The sequence below is a fragment of the Cellulosimicrobium sp. E-16 genome, assembly GCF_049913115.1.
Lineage (GTDB): Bacteria > Actinomycetota > Actinomycetes > Actinomycetales > Cellulomonadaceae > Cellulosimicrobium.
The window spans coordinates 1255867-1271846 of record NZ_CP183974.1; the positions used below are offsets into that span (position 1 = coordinate 1255867).

Annotated in this window: 9 protein-coding genes; all 9 read left to right on the forward strand. The window is 69.8% G+C overall.

Translation table 11 applies throughout. From position 1 onward, the window contains the following. The first annotated feature begins 3 nt into the window (after positions 1-3). The 9 genes from ACN9MS_RS05460 to fusA all read left to right on the forward strand — a co-directional run bounded on the left by ACN9MS_RS05460 (position 4) and on the right by fusA (position 15934). Positions 4-2550 (forward strand): CHAT domain-containing protein, encoded by a 2547-nt coding sequence (locus tag ACN9MS_RS05460; protein ID WP_426311063.1) that lies wholly within the window; start codon positions 4-6, stop codon positions 2548-2550. Positions 2551-2702: 152 nt separating this feature from the next. Next, positions 2703-3026: a hypothetical protein gene (locus tag ACN9MS_RS05465; RefSeq protein ID WP_426311064.1), complete on the forward strand. Its 324-nt coding sequence runs from the start codon at positions 2703-2705 to the stop codon at positions 3024-3026. A gap of 319 nt (positions 3027-3345) precedes the next feature. Next, positions 3346-3876: a 50S ribosomal protein L10 gene (gene rplJ, locus ACN9MS_RS05470; protein ID WP_021483443.1), complete on the forward strand. Its 531-nt coding sequence runs from the start codon at positions 3346-3348 to the stop codon at positions 3874-3876. A gap of 114 nt (positions 3877-3990) precedes the next feature. Next, positions 3991-4380 carry a 50S ribosomal protein L7/L12 gene (gene rplL / locus ACN9MS_RS05475; protein ID WP_021483444.1) on the forward strand — a complete coding sequence of 130 codons (390 nt, stop codon included), beginning with the start codon at positions 3991-3993 and terminating at the stop codon, positions 4378-4380. 523 nt (positions 4381-4903) lie between these two features. Then, positions 4904-8416 carry a DNA-directed RNA polymerase subunit beta gene (gene rpoB, locus ACN9MS_RS05480; RefSeq protein ID WP_426311065.1) on the forward strand — a complete coding sequence of 1171 codons (3513 nt, stop codon included), beginning with the start codon at positions 4904-4906 and terminating at the stop codon, positions 8414-8416. A 116-nt stretch (positions 8417-8532) separates the two neighbouring features. Further along, positions 8533-12414 carry a DNA-directed RNA polymerase subunit beta' gene (locus ACN9MS_RS05485; protein WP_154799248.1) on the forward strand — a complete coding sequence of 1294 codons (3882 nt, stop codon included), beginning with the start codon at positions 8533-8535 and terminating at the stop codon, positions 12412-12414. Positions 12415-12869: 455 nt separating this feature from the next. Then, entirely contained in the window at positions 12870-13244 is a 375-nt protein-coding gene (gene rpsL / locus ACN9MS_RS05490; protein ID WP_021479869.1) for a 30S ribosomal protein S12, read from the forward strand. After that, complete coding sequence (gene rpsG / locus ACN9MS_RS05495; protein ID WP_047233808.1) at positions 13244-13714, forward strand: 30S ribosomal protein S7; 471 nt, start codon at positions 13244-13246, stop codon at positions 13712-13714. Before rpsL ends, rpsG begins: the two co-directional genes overlap by 1 nt. Before the next feature lie 117 nt (positions 13715-13831). Further along, entirely contained in the window at positions 13832-15934 is a 2103-nt protein-coding gene (fusA, locus tag ACN9MS_RS05500) for an elongation factor G (protein ID WP_141388476.1), read from the forward strand. Positions 15935-15980 lie beyond the last annotated feature (46 nt).

Here is a 15980-nt window from a genome sequence, read left to right on the forward strand (position 1 = left end):
GACGTGGCCGGTGAGAGCGTTCTGAGAGACCGCCTCGCCGTCGCGGCCGCGCTCAACGCCCAGGGGCGGTTCGCGGTCGCGGCACGCCACTACCGAGCGCTCCTGCGCGAGGCCGCGGGCGACGCTCCGGACGTCTATGTCCAGGTGCGCTCGCTCGTCGGCCTCGCGCAGTGCGTCGCCGAGCACTCGGGGAGCATCGAGGAGGCCCTCGGGTACCTGTCGACCGCCGAGTCGGTCTCCGGTGCGCAGGCGCCGGGCCTGCTCGTGCTCGTGCACGGACAGCGTGGCCTGCTGCTCCACCGTGCGGGCCGAGCGGTCGAGGCGGTGCGTGCCATGGACCGCGGACTGACGGGGGTGGTCGACCTGAGCGCGCCCGAGGTCCCCGTCCTCCTGCTCAACCGCGGATCGCTCCGGCTCGAGCTCGGTGACATCCCGGGAGCCACGGACGACCTCTCGCGTGCCGTGGACCTGGCGCTGGCGCGTGACGACGTCCTGGTCGCCTCGAAGGCACGCCACAACCTCGGGTACGCCGAGTACCTGCACGGAGACCTCCCTGCCGCGCTGAGGGCGATGGACGAGGCGGCGGTGGAGGCGCCGGAACGGCACGCCGCGGTCGGGTTGATCGATCGGGCGCAGGTCCTGCTCGACGCCGGGCTCCTCACGGAGGCGGACGACGCACTCCGTGAGGCACGAGAGCATCTCGTGCGCTACCGCATGGTGCGCGACCTCGCGGAGGTGGATCTCGTGCGGTCGCGGGTCGTGCTCGGCCTGCGCCGGTACGCCGACGCCCGTCGGCTCGCGCGCTCGGCCTCGCGCCGGTTCGACCAGCTCGGAAACGCCCCGTGGATGCTGCGCGCCCGCGTCGCGGAGCTGCAGGCGGCGCTCACGGAGCACCGCGCGGACGACGTGACACCGACGACGGCACGGCGGCACGCGACCTGGGCGCTCGCCCTCGCGCGCGAGGGCGGCGCGCTCGGCAGCGTCGCGGGCCTTGGCGTGACGATCCCTGCGCGGCTCCTCGCCGCCGAGTGGCTCGTGTCCTCGGGCGACGTCCCGGCCGCTCAGGACGTTCTCGCGGAGGTCCCCGCGCGACTCGACCGCGCCCCGCTTCCCGTGCGGTTGCAGCACGAGGCCGTCCTCGCCCAGCTCGCGTTCGTGGCCGGGGACCGTCGCGGCGGTGTGCGGGCGGTTCGTCGCGGGCAGTCGGCCCTCGCCGAGCACCGCGCGCGGCTCGGCTCCGTCGATGCCGTGACGGCGTCTGCGGTGCACGGGGTCCGGCTCGGCAACGTCGACGTCGAGGCGGCGCTGCGGACGCGGCGACCGGGAACCATCTTCGACGCGGTCGAGCGCGGTCGTGCGGCGTTCGCGGGCACGGGCCGCGTGCGACCGCCGTCGGACCCGGTCCTCGCGGACCTCCTCGCCGCAGCACGTCGCGAGGTCGAGGTGGCACGTGCTCTCGGAGCTCCCTCGGACCCGGCGCACCTCGCCCGACGACAGGACCACCTGCGAGCGGCGCGTCGGTTGCAGGACGACGCGCGACGGCGCGCGTGGCAGCACGGGGGAGGTGCCACGACCCCGGTCGCCGCGACGGAGCGCCGGCTGCGCGCAGCGCTCGGCGCCTCCGGGTCGGCGGCGGTCGTCGCCGACCTGGTGCTCGACGGCGACGACGTGCTCGCGGTCCGCGTCTCCGCAGAGCGGACGCGGCTCGTGCGGCTCGCGTCGCGCACGGCGGTCTCGGAGCAGGTGCGCCGCGCCCGGGCCGACTTCGCGGTGCTCTCGAACGTGCTCATCCCCGTCCCGATGCGGGAGGCGGCGGTCGGGTCGCTCACGCGTACGCTCGCCGCGCTCGACGACGCCCTGGTCGTCCCCCTGGAGGCCGAGGGCGACCTGCACCTCGCCGCACGCGACCTCCTGCTCGCGCTCCCGTGGGCCTCGTTGCCCTCACGGCGGGGCCGGCGGACGTGGGCGAACTCCTGGGTCGACCTGCGCTGTGGGGAGCCCGTCCGCCGAGCGGACGACGCGCTCGTCGTCGCCGGCCCGGGGCTACGGTTCTCGGGCGCGGAGGCCAAGCTCGTCGCGTCCGTGTGGGAGGGTGCCGAGGCACTCGCGGGAGAGGGCGCCACGTGCGGGGCCGTGGTCGAGGGGCTCCGGTCGGTGGGGGTCGTGCACCTCGCTGCGCACGGGACGCACGAGACCGACAACCCGCTCTTCTCCTCGCTGCGCCTCGCCGACGGCCCGCTGTTCGCGCACGAGCTCGACGGCATCGACCTGCACGGCGTGGTGGTCGTCCTGTCGGCGTGCGAGGTGGGGCTCTCGACGCCACGCATCGGCGGCGAGTCGCTCGGCCTGACGAGCGTCCTGCTGCGGCTCGGCGCGCGCGCCGTGATCGCGAGCGTGGCCCCGCTGCGCGACGACGTCGCCGCGCGCGTCATGCCGTCGCTCCACGCCGAGCTGCGCGACGGCGCCATGCCCGGGACGGCGCTCGCTCGTGCGATCGCCGACGAGCCCGAGCCTGTCCCGCTCGTCTGCTTCGGCCCGCTCGTCGTCTGAAGTCACCGTGTAACAACCTCCCGGACTCCGAGACGACCGTGGACCTGGCGCACGTTTCGTCGATAGCGTCGGGACAGTCGCATCTGCGGCATCTATCCGTTCTTGCTGGGGGAATGATGAAGCGTTCGCTTGCTCGTCTCACGACCGTCCTGATGGCCTCGGCGCTGCTGACCGGCGGTCTCGCGACCGGGGCGTCGGCGCTCGGCGAGCTCCCGACGCCGTACACCACGCCGCTGCAGACGTCGGCGACCGGTGTGCTGCCGACGCCGTACAGCACGCCGCTGCAGACGTCGGCGACCGGTGTGCTGCCGACGCCGTACAGCACGCCGCTGCAGAAGTCGGCGACCGGTGTCCTGCCGACGCCGTACGGTCAGCCGCACGACTGGACGCTGGCGGCGGGTATCCTGCCGACGCCGTACACGCAGCCGCACGTGCAGAAGCCTGCGGGTCGCGGCTTCGCGCGCGTCGCGGTCTGACGTGTTCCCGAGGCCCCCGGCGCACCGCGCGCCGGGGGCCTCGTCGCGCGTCTGTCGCGTGCCGCGGTTTGGAGCACCCGCCGTCGTCCCGTACGATGGGCGTGTACCCAAGACCGCCGGTCGTCCGACGCTGCCTGCAGACTCCGTCTGCAGGACGTGACGGATCGAAGTCCCACCACGAGGTGGAGGCCAGCGCAGGTAGCGAATCGACGACGTCCGCCCGGCCCCGCCGTGCGTGCGACTGCGAGCCCCGCGCCTGCGCGGGGCTCTTTCTCGTTCCGGGACGGACGCCGGTGGTACCACCACCGGAAGGATTGCCATGGCGAGGCCGGACAAGGCAGCCGCAGTCGCCGAGATCTCGGACAAGTTCCGCGACTCGAACGCTGCCGTGCTGACCGAGTACCGCGGGCTCACCGTCGCGCAGCTCAAGCAGCTGCGTCGGTCGCTCAGCGGCAACGCAACCTACGCCGTGGTGAAGAACACGCTGACCGCTATCGCGGCCAAGGAGGCCGGTGTCGAGGGACTCGACGCCGACCTGCAGGGCCCGTCGGCAATCGCCTTCGTCACCGGGGACCCGGTCGAGGCTGCCAAGGGTCTGCGTGACTTCGCCAAGGCGAACCCCGCGCTGGTCATCAAGGGTGGTGTCCTCGACGGGCGCCCCCTGACCGCCGCGGAGGTCACGAAGCTCGCGGACCTCGAGTCCCGCGAGGTCCTGCTGGCCAAGGCGGCCGGCGCGATGAAGGCCAAGCTCTTCCAGGCTGCCTACGTCTTCACCGCGAACACCGCCCAGGCCGCCCGCGTCATCGATGCCCTGCGTCAGAAGCAGGAATCGGAGGGCGCTGCCGCCTGATCCCGCGCCCGGGGCTCGCCCCGGTCTCGTGATCCACGCAGCGCAAGCACACACCCCGCTTCTGGCAGGCCCGCACCGGGCCGCTGCCGAGCACCGACCGAAAGGAACGCCATCATGGCGAAGCTCAGCACCGACGAGCTCATCGAGCAGTTCAAGGAGCTCACCCTCATCGAGCTCAACGAGTTCGTGAAGGCCTTCGAGGAGACCTTCGAGGTCACCGCCGCCGCCCCCGCCGCCGTCGCGGTCGCTGCCCCCGCGGGTGGCTCGGGCGACGCCCCCGCCGAGGAGGAGAAGGACGAGTTCGACGTCATCCTCGAGGCTGCCGGCGACAAGAAGATCCAGGTCATCAAGGAGGTGCGCGCGCTCACGTCCCTCGGCCTGAAGGAGGCCAAGGACCTCGTGGACGGTGCCCCGAAGCCGGTCCTGGAGGGCGCGAACAAGGAGACGGCCGAGAAGGCCAAGGCTGCCCTCGAGGGCGCCGGCGCCACGGTCACCCTCAAGTGATCTCGCCGGTCCCGTCCTGACGGGACCGGTCAGCACGCCGCACGAGGCCCGCACCCCGCCCGGGGTGCGGGCCTCGTCGTCGTTCCTGCCGCCCGAGGGCGTGGGTGGGCGGGGGAGCGCGGCGCAGATGTGGGCGAGCACGTCGTCGGGCACCCGGACGGGCGCACCGGCTTCACGGAACGGCCACGAGTGTGCCACCATGTGCGGGTCGACGACGCAGGACAGCGAGGTCGACGGCAGCAGGTTCGCGACCCGCGAGACGGGTCGGAGGCGGGCGACGAGGCCCGCGCGAGTACCGGTGAGACGTGCAGGCGTCTGGTTCCGGGCGGGGTCGCACGCCCCGGGGTTGTGTTGCGATGCGTGTTGGGCTATGCTCACGCTTTGCGCTGTCCTGTGCCCCCGATCTCATATACCCCCGACCCCCTCGTCGACGTACGTGCGCGTCCGCGAGGTGTCGTGGCGGCGGTGATCGTGTCCAGCCCGGCGGTGCAGCGTTCTTTCGATCTGCAGGGAAGGACCCCTCTTGGCTGCCTCGCGCACCCCTTCTGCTCCGACCGCCGACGCCATCGCGAACCGCACCGCATCGCGTCGCCTCTCCTTCGCCAAGATCTACGAGCCCCTCGAGGTCCCTGACCTGCTGGGCCTCCAGACCGAGAGCTTCGACTGGCTCCTCGGCAACGAGGCGTGGCAGGCGCGTGTCGCCGCCGCGGCCGCGGCCGGCCGCCAGGACGTGCCCTCGACGTCGGGCCTCGAGGAGATCTTCGAGGAGATCTCCCCGATCGAGGACTTCGGGTCCTCGATGTCGCTGTCGTTCTCCAATCACCGTTTCGAGCCGCCGAAGTACACGGCCGACGAGTGCAAGGAGAAGGACTTCACGTACGCCGCGCCGCTCTTCGTCACCGCGGAGTTCGTCAACTACAACACCGGTGAGATCAAGAGCCAGACGGTCTTCATGGGCGACTTCCCGCTCATGACCGAGCGCGGCACCTTCATCATCAACGGCACCGAGCGCGTCGTCGTCTCCCAGCTCGTCCGCTCGCCCGGCGTCTACTTCGAGCGCGCGGCCGACAAGACGAGCGACAAGGACATCTTCTCCGCGAAGATCATCCCCTCGCGCGGCGCCTGGCTCGAGTTCGAGATCGACAAGCGCGACGCCGTCGGCGTGCGCGTCGACCGCAAGCGCAAGCAGTCCGTCACGGTGCTGCTCAAGGCGCTCGGCCTGACCGAGTCGGAGATCCGCGAGCAGTTCGCCGACTTCCCGTCGGTGCTCGACACGCTCGAGAAGGACCACGTCCACACGCAGGACGAGGCCCTCGTCGACCTGTACCGCAAGATCCGCCCGGGCGAGCCGCCGACCGTCGAGGCCGGCCGCGCGCTGCTCGAGAACTTCTACTTCAACCCGAAGCGCTACGACATGGCGAAGGTCGGCCGCTACAAGGCGAACAAGAAGCTCGGCATCGACGCGCCGCTCACGGACTCCACGCTCTCCGTCTCGGACGTCGTCGCGACGATCAAGTACCTCGCGGCCCTGCACGCCGACCACGCGTCCATCCCGGGCACCCGGAACGGCGAGGCCGTCGAGGTGCGCGTCGAGACGGACGACATCGACCACTTCGGCAACCGTCGCATCCGCGCGGTCGGCGAGCTCATCCAGAACCAGGTCCGCACGGGCCTGTCCCGGATGGAGCGCGTCGTGCGCGAGCGCATGACGACGCAGGACGTCGAGGCGATCACGCCGCAGACGCTCATCAACATCCGCCCGGTCGTGGCGTCCATCCGCGAGTTCTTCGGCACGTCGCAGCTCTCGCAGTTCATGGACCAGAACAACCCCCTCGCGGGCCTGACGCACAAGCGTCGTCTCTCGGCCCTCGGCCCGGGTGGTCTGTCGCGCGACCGCGCCGGCATGGAGGTCCGTGACGTCCACCCGTCGCACTACGGCCGCATGTGCCCGATCGAGACCCCTGAGGGCCCGAACATCGGTCTGATCGGCTCGCTCGCGTCGTACGGGCGCATCAACCCGTTCGGCTTCATCGAGACGCCGTACCGCAAGGTCGAGGCGGGCAAGGTCACCGACGAGGTCGTCTACCTCACGGCCGACGACGAGGACCGCCACGTCATCGCGCAGGCGAACCAGGTGCTCAACGTCGACGGCTCCTTCGCGGACGAGCGGGTGCTCGTGCGCACCAAGGGCGGCGAGGTCGAGATCGTGCCCGGCGCCCAGGTGGACTACATGGACGTCTCGCCGCGCCAGATGGTGTCGGTCGCGACCGCGCTCATCCCGTTCCTCGAGCACGACGACGCCAACCGCGCCCTCATGGGTGCCAACATGCAGCGCCAGGCCGTGCCGCTGGTCCGCTCCGAGGCCCCGCTCGTCGGGACCGGCATGGAGTGGCGCGCGGCGGTCGACGCGGGCGACGTCGTCGTCGCGTCGAAGCCCGGTGTCGTCACCGAGGTCTCGGCCGACCTCGTGCTCGTCGCGAACGACGACGGCACGACCGGCAGCTACCGCATCGCGAAGTTCCGCCGCTCCAACCAGGGCACGAGCTACAACCAGCGCGTGCTCGTCGACGAGGGCCAGCGCATCGAGCCCGGCTCCGTCCTCGCGGACGGCCCGGCGACGGACGAGGGCGAGCTCGCGCTCGGCCGCAACCTGCTCGTGGCGTTCATGTCGTGGGAGGGCCACAACTACGAGGACGCGATCATCCTCAGCCAGCGTCTCGTGCAGGACGACGTGCTCTCCTCGATCCACATCGAGGAGCACGAGGTCGACGCGCGCGACACCAAGCTCGGCCCCGAGGAGATCACGCGGGACATCCCGAACGTCTCCGAGGACGTCCTCGCGGACCTCGACGAGCGCGGCATCATCCGCATCGGCGCCGAGGTCGGCGCGGGCGACGTCCTGGTCGGCAAGGTCACCCCGAAGGGTGAGACCGAGCTGACCCCGGAGGAGCGCCTGCTCCGCGCGATCTTCGGCGAGAAGGCGCGCGAGGTGCGCGACACGTCCCTCAAGGTGCCCCACGGCGAGTCCGGCACGGTCATCGGCGTGCGCGAGTTCAACCGCGAGGACGGCGACGAGCTGCCCGCGGGCGTGAACCAGCTCGTGCGCGTCTACATCGCGCAGCGCCGCAAGATCACGGACGGCGACAAGCTCGCCGGCCGTCACGGCAACAAGGGCGTCATCTCCAAGATCCTGCCCGTCGAGGACATGCCGTTCCTCGCGGACGGGACGCCGGTCGACGTCGTCCTCAACCCGCTGGGCGTCCCCGGCCGCATGAACGTCGGCCAGGTCCTCGAGACGCACCTCGGGTGGGTCGCGAAGCAGGGCTGGGACATCTCGCTCGCCGAGGGCAAGGACCTCTCCTGGCGGGAGAACGTCCCCGAGATCGCCGCGACGTCTGAGCCCGGCCGCCCCGTGGCGACCCCGGTGTTCGACGGCGTCCACGAGGACGCGCTCACGGGCCTGCTCTCGACGACGATCCCGAACCGCGACGGCGACCGCATGGTCGGCGCCGACGGCAAGGCGCGCCTCTTCGACGGCCGCTCCGGCGAGCCGTTCCCCGAGGCCGTGTCGGTGGGCTACATGTACATCCTCAAGCTCCACCACCTGGTCGACGACAAGATCCACGCGCGCTCGACCGGCCCGTACTCGATGATCACGCAGCAGCCGCTGGGTGGTAAGGCGCAGTTCGGCGGCCAGCGCTTCGGCGAGATGGAGGTGTGGGCCCTCGAGGCGTACGGCGCGGCCTACACGCTGCAGGAGCTCCTCACGATCAAGTCGGACGACGTGCCCGGTCGCGTCAAGGTCTACGAGGCGATCGTCAAGGGCGAGAACATCCCCGACTCGGGCATCCCGGAGTCCTTCAAGGTCCTCCTCAAGGAGATGCAGTCGCTGTGCCTGAACGTCGAGGTGCTCTCGAGCGACGGCGTGTCCATCGAGATGCGGGAGTCGGACGACGACGTGTACCGCGCAGCCGAAGAGCTCGGCATCGACCTGTCGCGCCGCCCCAACGCGGCGTCCAGCATCGACGAGATCTGATCTCGGGCAGGTGGGAGCGGGTCACCCCGCTCCCACCGACGACCCCCACACCAACCGTCTTTTTGGCGTCGGGGCCGGCCACGGCCGGTCCCGGCAGGCGAAGGAAGTAGGACAACTTGCTCGACGTCAACGTCTTCGACGAGCTGCGTATCGGCCTGGCCACGGCCGACGACATCCGTGCGTGGTCGCACGGTGAGGTGAAGAAGCCCGAGACCATCAACTACCGCACCCTCAAGCCCGAGAAGGACGGACTCTTCTGCGAGAAGATCTTCGGCCCCACCCGGGACTGGGAGTGCTACTGCGGCAAGTACAAGCGCGTGCGCTTCAAGGGCATCATCTGCGAGCGCTGCGGCGTCGAGGTGACGCGCTCGAAGGTGCGTCGTGAGCGCATGGGCCACATCGAGCTCGCCGCCCCCGTCACGCACATCTGGTTCTTCAAGGGTGTGCCCTCGCGCCTCGGCTACCTGCTCGACCTCGCCCCGAAGGACCTCGAGAAGGTCATCTACTTCGCGGCGTACATGATCACGTCGGTCGACGACGAGGGTCGTCAGGAAGACCTCCCCAACCTCCAGAACGAGATCGACCTGGAGAAGAAGGAGATCGCGGACGCCCGCGACAACGACATCAACTCCCGTGCCCAGAAGCTCGAGGCCGACCTGGCCGAGCTCGAGGCCGAGGGTGCCAAGGCCGACGCGCGCCGCAAGGTCCGCGACTCGGCCGAGCGCGAGATGGCGCAGATCCGCAAGCGCGCGGACGCCCAGCTCGACCGCCTCGACCAGGTGTGGGACCGCTTCAAGAACCTCAAGGTCGCCGACCTCGAGGGCGACGAGATGCTCTACCGCGCTCTCCAGGACCGCTACGGCACCTACTTCGAGGGCTCGATGGGCGCCGCGGCGATCCAGAAGCGTCTCCAGGACTTCGACCTGGAGGCGGAGGCCGAGTCCCTGCGCGAGACCATCCGCTCGGGGAAGGGGCAGCGCAAGACGCGTGCCCTCAAGCGCCTCAAGGTCGTCAACGCGTTCCTCACGACGACGAACTCGCCCACCGGCATGGTGCTCGACGCCGTCCCGGTCATCCCGCCGGACCTGCGCCCGATGGTGCAGCTCGACGGTGGCCGCTTCGCGACGAGCGACCTCAACGACCTGTACCGCCGCGTGATCAACCGGAACAACCGCCTCAAGCGTCTGCTCGACCTGGGCGCCCCGGAGATCATCGTCAACAACGAGAAGCGGATGCTCCAGGAGGCCGTGGACTCGCTGTTCGACAACGGTCGCCGTGGTCGTCCGGTCACCGGTCCGGGCAACCGCCCGCTCAAGTCCATCTCGGACATGCTCAAGGGCAAGCAGGGTCGTTTCCGTCAGAACCTGCTCGGCAAGCGTGTCGACTACTCGGGCCGTTCGGTCATCGTCGTCGGCCCGCAGCTCAAGCTGCACCAGTGCGGCCTGCCGAAGCAGATGGCGCTCGAGCTGTTCAAGCCGTTCGTCATGAAGCGGCTCGTGGACCTCAACCACGCGCAGAACATCAAGAGCGCCAAGCGCATGGTCGAGCGTGCCCGCCCGGTCGTGTGGGACGTGCTCGAAGAGGTCATCACCGAGCACCCGGTGCTGCTCAACCGTGCGCCGACGCTGCACCGCCTGGGCATCCAGGCGTTCGAGCCGCAGCTCGTCGAGGGCAAGGCGATCCACCTGCACCCGCTCGTGTGCGCCGCGTTCAACGCGGACTTCGACGGTGACCAGATGGCCGTCCACCTGCCCCTGAGCGCGGAGGCGCAGGCCGAGGCCCGCATCCTCATGCTCTCGAGCAACAACATCCTCAAGCCGTCGGACGGCCGTCCGGTGACCATGCCCTCGCAGGACATGATCATCGGTCTGTACCACCTGACGAGCGACCGCAAGGGCGCCGAGGGCGAGGGCCGCGCGTTCGGCTCGGTGGCCGAGGCGATCATGGCGTTCGACCAGGGCACCCTGGACCTGAACGCCGAGGTGAAGATCCGCACGACGGACCTCGTCCCGCCGGTCTCCGGCTTCGAGGCGCCCGAGGGCTGGGAGGAGGGTCAGCCGATCCTCTTCGACACCACGCTCGGTCGCGCGCTGTTCAACGAGACGCTCCCCGTCGACTACCCGTACGTGAACTCGGTCGTCGACAAGAAGCGCCTCTCGGCGATCGTCAACGAGCTCGCGGAGCGCTACCCGAAGGTCGAGGTCGCGGCCTCGCTCGACGCGCTGAAGGCCGCCGGCTTCCGCTGGGCGACCCGCTCGGGCGTCACGATCGCGATCTCCGACGTGGCGACGCCCAAGGAGAAGGCCGTCATCCTCGAGCAGCACGAGGAGCGCGCGCTCAAGGTCCAGCAGCAGTACGACCGTGGTCTCATCACGGACGACGAGCGCCGTCAGGAGCTCATCGAGATCTGGACCCAGGCGACGGACAAGGTCGCCTCCGTCATGCGCGAGAACCTCGAGGCGAACGACCGCAACACCGTGTACCGGATGGTCGGCTCGGGTGCCCGTGGTAACTGGATGCAGGTCCGTCAGATCGCCGGTATGCGCGGTCTCGTGGCGAACCCGAAGGGCGAGATCATCCCGCGCCCGATCAAGTCCAACTACCGCGAGGGCCTGTCCGTCCTCGAGTACTTCATCGCGACGCACGGCGCCCGCAAGGGTCTGGCGGACACCGCGCTGCGGACCGCCGACTCGGGCTACCTCACGCGTCGTCTCGTGGACGTGTCGCAGGACGTCATCGTCCGCGAGGAGGACTGCGGCACCGAGCGCGGCCTGACCCTGCCGATCGCGGAGGAGCTCGCGGGCAAGCTCGTGCGCCACCCGAAGGTGGAGACGAGCGTCTACTCGCGCACCCTCGCGGCCGACCTGGTCGACCCCGACGGCAACGTCGTCGGCAAGGCCGGCGACGACGCGGGCGACGTCCTCATCGACGCCGCGGTGGCCGCGGGCGTCCGTGAGGCCAAGGTCCGCTCGGTCCTCACGTGCGAGTCGCGCGTCGGCACGTGCGCCAAGTGCTACGGGCGGTCGCTCGCCACGGGCAAGCTCGTCGACATCGGCGAGGCGGTCGGCATCATCGCCGCCCAGTCGATCGGTGAGCCGGGCACCCAGCTGACGATGCGTACCTTCCACACCGGTGGTGTGGCCTCCGCGGACGACATCACGCAGGGTCTGCCGCGTGTCACGGAGCTCTTCGAGGCCCGCACCCCCAAGGGTGAGGCGCCCATCGCGGAGTTCTCGGGCCGCATCGCGATCGACGACTCGGAGCGCTCGCGCCGTCTGGTCCTCACGCCGGACGACGGCTCGGAGGAGATCGCGTACCCGGTGACGAAGCGTGCCCGCCTGCTCGTGCAGGACGGCGACCACGTGAACGTCGGCACGCAGCTCGTCCAGGGCGCGGTGGACCCCAAGAAGGTCCTGCGCATCCTCGGCCCGCGCGCCACGCAGAAGCACCTGGTGGACGAGGTCCAGGAGGTCTACCGCTCCCAGGGCGTGGACATCCACGACAAGCACATCGAGGTCATCGTGCGGCAGATGCTGCGTCGCGTGACCGTGCTCGACTCGGGCGACTCGCACCTCCTGCCGGGCGAGCTCGCCGAGCGCGGTCGCTTCGAGGACGCGAACCGTCGCGCGGTGGCGGAGGGCGGCCAGCCGGCCTCCGGCCGTCCCGAGCTGATGGGCATCACGAAGGCGTCGCTCGCGACGGACTCGTGGCTGTCGGCGGCCTCCTTCCAGGAGACGACGCGCGTGCTCACCGAGGCGTCGATGAGCGGTCGTCGCGACCCGCTCCTCGGCCTCAAGGAGAACGTCATCATCGGTAAGCTCATCCCGGCCGGTACCGGTCTGCCCCGGTACACCAAGGTCCAGGTCGAGCCGACCGAGCAGGCCAAGACGGAGCTCTACCCGAGCTTCGGCTACGACGAGATCGACTTCCCGGCGCTCGGCATGGGCTCCGGCGAGGCGATCCCGCTCGAGGACCTGGACTTCGGCGACTACCGCTGACGTTCCTCGACAGCCGGACGGGTGCCCGACGGCGTCCCGCACCTCGGGTGCGGGCGCCGCTGGGCACCCGTTCGGCGTCCCGGGGGAGCGCACCGCCCGCCGACGGCGGGCGGTGACCTGCTCCTTTGACTACCTGCCGGGCGGCAGGTAACCTGGTAAACCGTGCCCGCGCCGTCGGGCCCTCCGTGATGTCCCTGGCGGGGCGGTGTCAGCGAGCTGATCGCTCCCACCTCCGCGCAGCGGGCTCCGGACGGGCCGATGTGAGTGCCCGGGCACTCCGGATCCCGGTCCTGACGGCGCCTCGTGCCCGTGGGCGGGGGGCGGACCATCGAGCCGGTGGTAGGTGGCTGCTGCAGCGTGTCTCGCGCTGCGGGTGCCTCGTGCGATCGGCTCCAGCAGCCAGCACGACCACCATCGGGGATAGCCCCGGTAGCTCGAGAAGACACGGAGACGTAGTGCCTACGATCCAGCAGCTCGTCCGCAAGGGGCGGACCTCGAAGGTGGGGAAGTCGAAGACCCCCGCCCTCAAGGGCTCCCCGCAGCGGCGCGGTGTGTGCACGCGCGTGTACACCACCACCCCGAAGAAGCCGAACTCCGCGCTGCGCAAGGTCGCTCGCGTGAAGCTCTCCTCCCAGGTCGAGGTCACGGCCTACATCCCCGGCGTCGGCCACAACCTCCAGGAGCACTCCATCGTGCTCGTGCGCGGCGGTCGTGTGAAGGACCTCCCGGGTGTGCGCTACAAGATCGTGCGCGGCGCGCTCGACACGCAGGGCGTGAAGAACCGCAAGCAGGCCCGCAGCCGCTACGGCGCCAAGAAGGAGAAGAGCTGATGCCTCGCAAGGGCCCGGCCCCGAAGCGGCCGCTCATCGTCGACCCCGTCTACGGGTCGCCCGTCGTCACGCAGCTCATCAACAAGGTGCTGCTCGACGGCAAGAAGTCCACCGCCGAGTCGATCGTCTACGGCGCCCTCGAGGGCGTCCGTGCGAAGACCGACGGCGACCCGGTCGTCGTCCTCAAGCGTGCGCTCGAGAACGTCCGCCCCGCGCTCGAGGTCCGCTCGCGCCGCGTCGGTGGCGCGACCTACCAGGTCCCCGTCGAGGTGCGTCCCGCGCGTGCCACGACGCTCGCGCTGCGCTGGCTCACGGACTACTCGCGCGCGCGTCGTGAGAAGTCGATGACGGAGCGCCTCATGAACGAGATCCTCGACGCGAGCAACGGCCTCGGCGCCGCGGTCAAGCGTCGCGAGGACATGCACAAGATGGCGGAGTCCAACAAGGCCTTCGCCCACTACCGCTGGTAGTCCGCCCGACCGGCCTCGGGGACCTCATGGTCCCCGAGGCCGTCGGCGGGTCTCCGGCCGGCCACCCCGGTCCGAGCAGCGCCCCCGACTCAACCCACCTAGCGAGGGAAACAGACCGTGGCACTTGACGTGCTGACCGACCTGAACAAGGTCCGCAACATCGGCATCATGGCCCACATCGATGCCGGGAAGACCACGACCACCGAGCGCATCCTGTTCTACACGGGTGTGAACTACAAGATCGGTGAGACGCACGACGGCGCGTCGACGATGGACTGGATGGAGCAGGAGCAGGAGCGCGGCATCACGATCACGTCGGCCGCGACGACCTGCTACTGGAAGAACAACCAGATCAACATCATCGACACGCCCGGCCACGTCGACTTCACGGTCGAGGTCGAGCGCTCCCTGCGCGTGCTCGACGGCGCCGTCGCCGTCTTCGACGGCAAGGAGGGCGTGGAGCCGCAGTCGGAGACGGTGTGGCGCCAGGCGGACAAGTACAACGTGCCGCGCATCTGCTTCGTCAACAAGATGGACAAGCTCGGCGCGGACTTCTACTTCACCGTCGACACCATCATCAACCGCCTCAAGGCGAAGCCGCTGGTCATCCAGCTCCCGATCGGCTCGGAGAACGACTTCACCGGCGTCGTCGACCTGCTCGAGATGAAGGCCCTCGTCTGGCACGGGGAGACCAAGCTCGGCGAGGCGTACGACACCGAGGAGATCCCGGCCGACCTTCTCGAGAAGGCCGAGCAGTACCGCAGCGACCTCATCGAGGCCGTCGCGGAGGCTGACGAGGAGCTGCTCGAGAAGTACCTCGGTGGCGAGGAGCTGACGATCGCGGAGATCAAGTCCGGGATCCGCAAGCTCGTCATCGCCGGCGAGGCCTTCCCGGTCCTGTGCGGGTCCGCGTTCAAGAACAAGGGCGTCCAGCCCATGCTCGACGCGGTCATCGACTACCTGCCGTCGCCCCTCGACGTCCCCGCGATCGAGGGCCACGACGTCAAGGACGAGGAGAAGATCGTCGAGCGTCACCCCGACGCCACCGAGCCCTTCTCCGCGCTCGCGTTCAAGGTCGCGTCGCACCCGTTCTTCGGCAAGCTCACCTACGTCCGCGTCTACTCGGGCAAGGTCGCGCAGGGCGCCCAGGTGCTCAACTCGACCAAGGGCAAGAAGGAGCGCATCGGGAAGCTCTTCCAGATGCACTCCAACAAGGAGAACCCGGTCGAGGAGGCGAGCGCGGGTCACATCTACGCGTTCATCGGCCTCAAGGACGTCACGACGGGTGACACGCTGAGCGCGCTCGACGCGCCCGTGATCCTCGAGTCGATGACCTTCCCCGAGCCCGTCATCGACGTGGCGATCGAGCCCAAGACGAAGGCCGACCAGGAGAAGCTCTCGACGGCGATCCAGAAGCTCGCCGAGGAGGACCCGACGTTCCGCGTCAAGCTGGACGACGAGACCGGCCAGACCGTCATCGGCGGCATGGGCGAGCTCCACCTCGACATCCTCGTCGACCGCATGCGCCGCGAGTTCAAGGTCGAGGCGAACGTCGGCAAGCCGCAGGTCGCGTACCGCGAGACGATCCGTCGCAAGGCGGAGAAGATCGACTACACGCACAAGAAGCAGACCGGTGGCTCCGGGCAGTTCGCGAAGGTCCAGGTGACCTTCGAGCCGCTCGACACGGCCGAGGGGGAGCTCTACGAGTTCGCCAACGCCGTCACCGGTGGTCGCATCCCGCGCGAGTACATCCCGAGCGTCGACGCCGGTATCCAGTCCGCGATGGAGCTCGGCGTGCTCGCCGGCTTCCCGCTGGTCGGGGTCAAGGCGACGCTGCTCGACGGCGCCTACCACGAGGTCGACTCCTCGGAGATGGCGTTCAAGATCGCCGGCTCGATGGTCCTCAAGGAGGGCGTCAAGCGGGCGGACCCGGTTCTGCTGGAGCCGGTGATGGCGGTCGAGGTGCGTACGCCCGAGGAGTACATGGGCGACGTCATCGGCGACCTGAACTCACGTCGTGGAATGATCCAGTCCATGGAGGACGCGACGGGTGTGAAGGTCGTCCGGGCCCAAGTACCGTTGTCAGAGATGTTCGGGTACATCGGCGACCTCCGGTCCAAGACCCAGGGTCGTGCCGTGTACTCGATGCAGTTCGACAGCTACGCCGAGGTTCCTCGGAACGTTGCCGAAGAGATCATCAAGAAGACCCGGGGCGAGTGAGTCCCCACAGGTCGAAGACCCGCACAACCATCAACCTGTAGGAAAA

What these genes read in the sequence shown, in the direction of transcription:
- rplL (WP_021483444.1), top strand. Translation starts at nt 3,991, where the DNA reads ATGGCGAAGCTCAGCACCGACGAGCTCATCGAGCAGTTCAAGGAGCTC.
- rpsG (WP_047233808.1), top strand. Translation starts at nt 13,244, where the DNA reads ATGCCTCGCAAGGGCCCGGCCCCGAAGCGGCCGCTCATCGTCGACCCC.
- ACN9MS_RS05465 (WP_426311064.1), top strand. Translation starts at nt 2,703, where the DNA reads ATGGCCTCGGCGCTGCTGACCGGCGGTCTCGCGACCGGGGCGTCGGCG.
- rplJ (WP_021483443.1), top strand. Translation starts at nt 3,346, where the DNA reads ATGGCGAGGCCGGACAAGGCAGCCGCAGTCGCCGAGATCTCGGACAAG.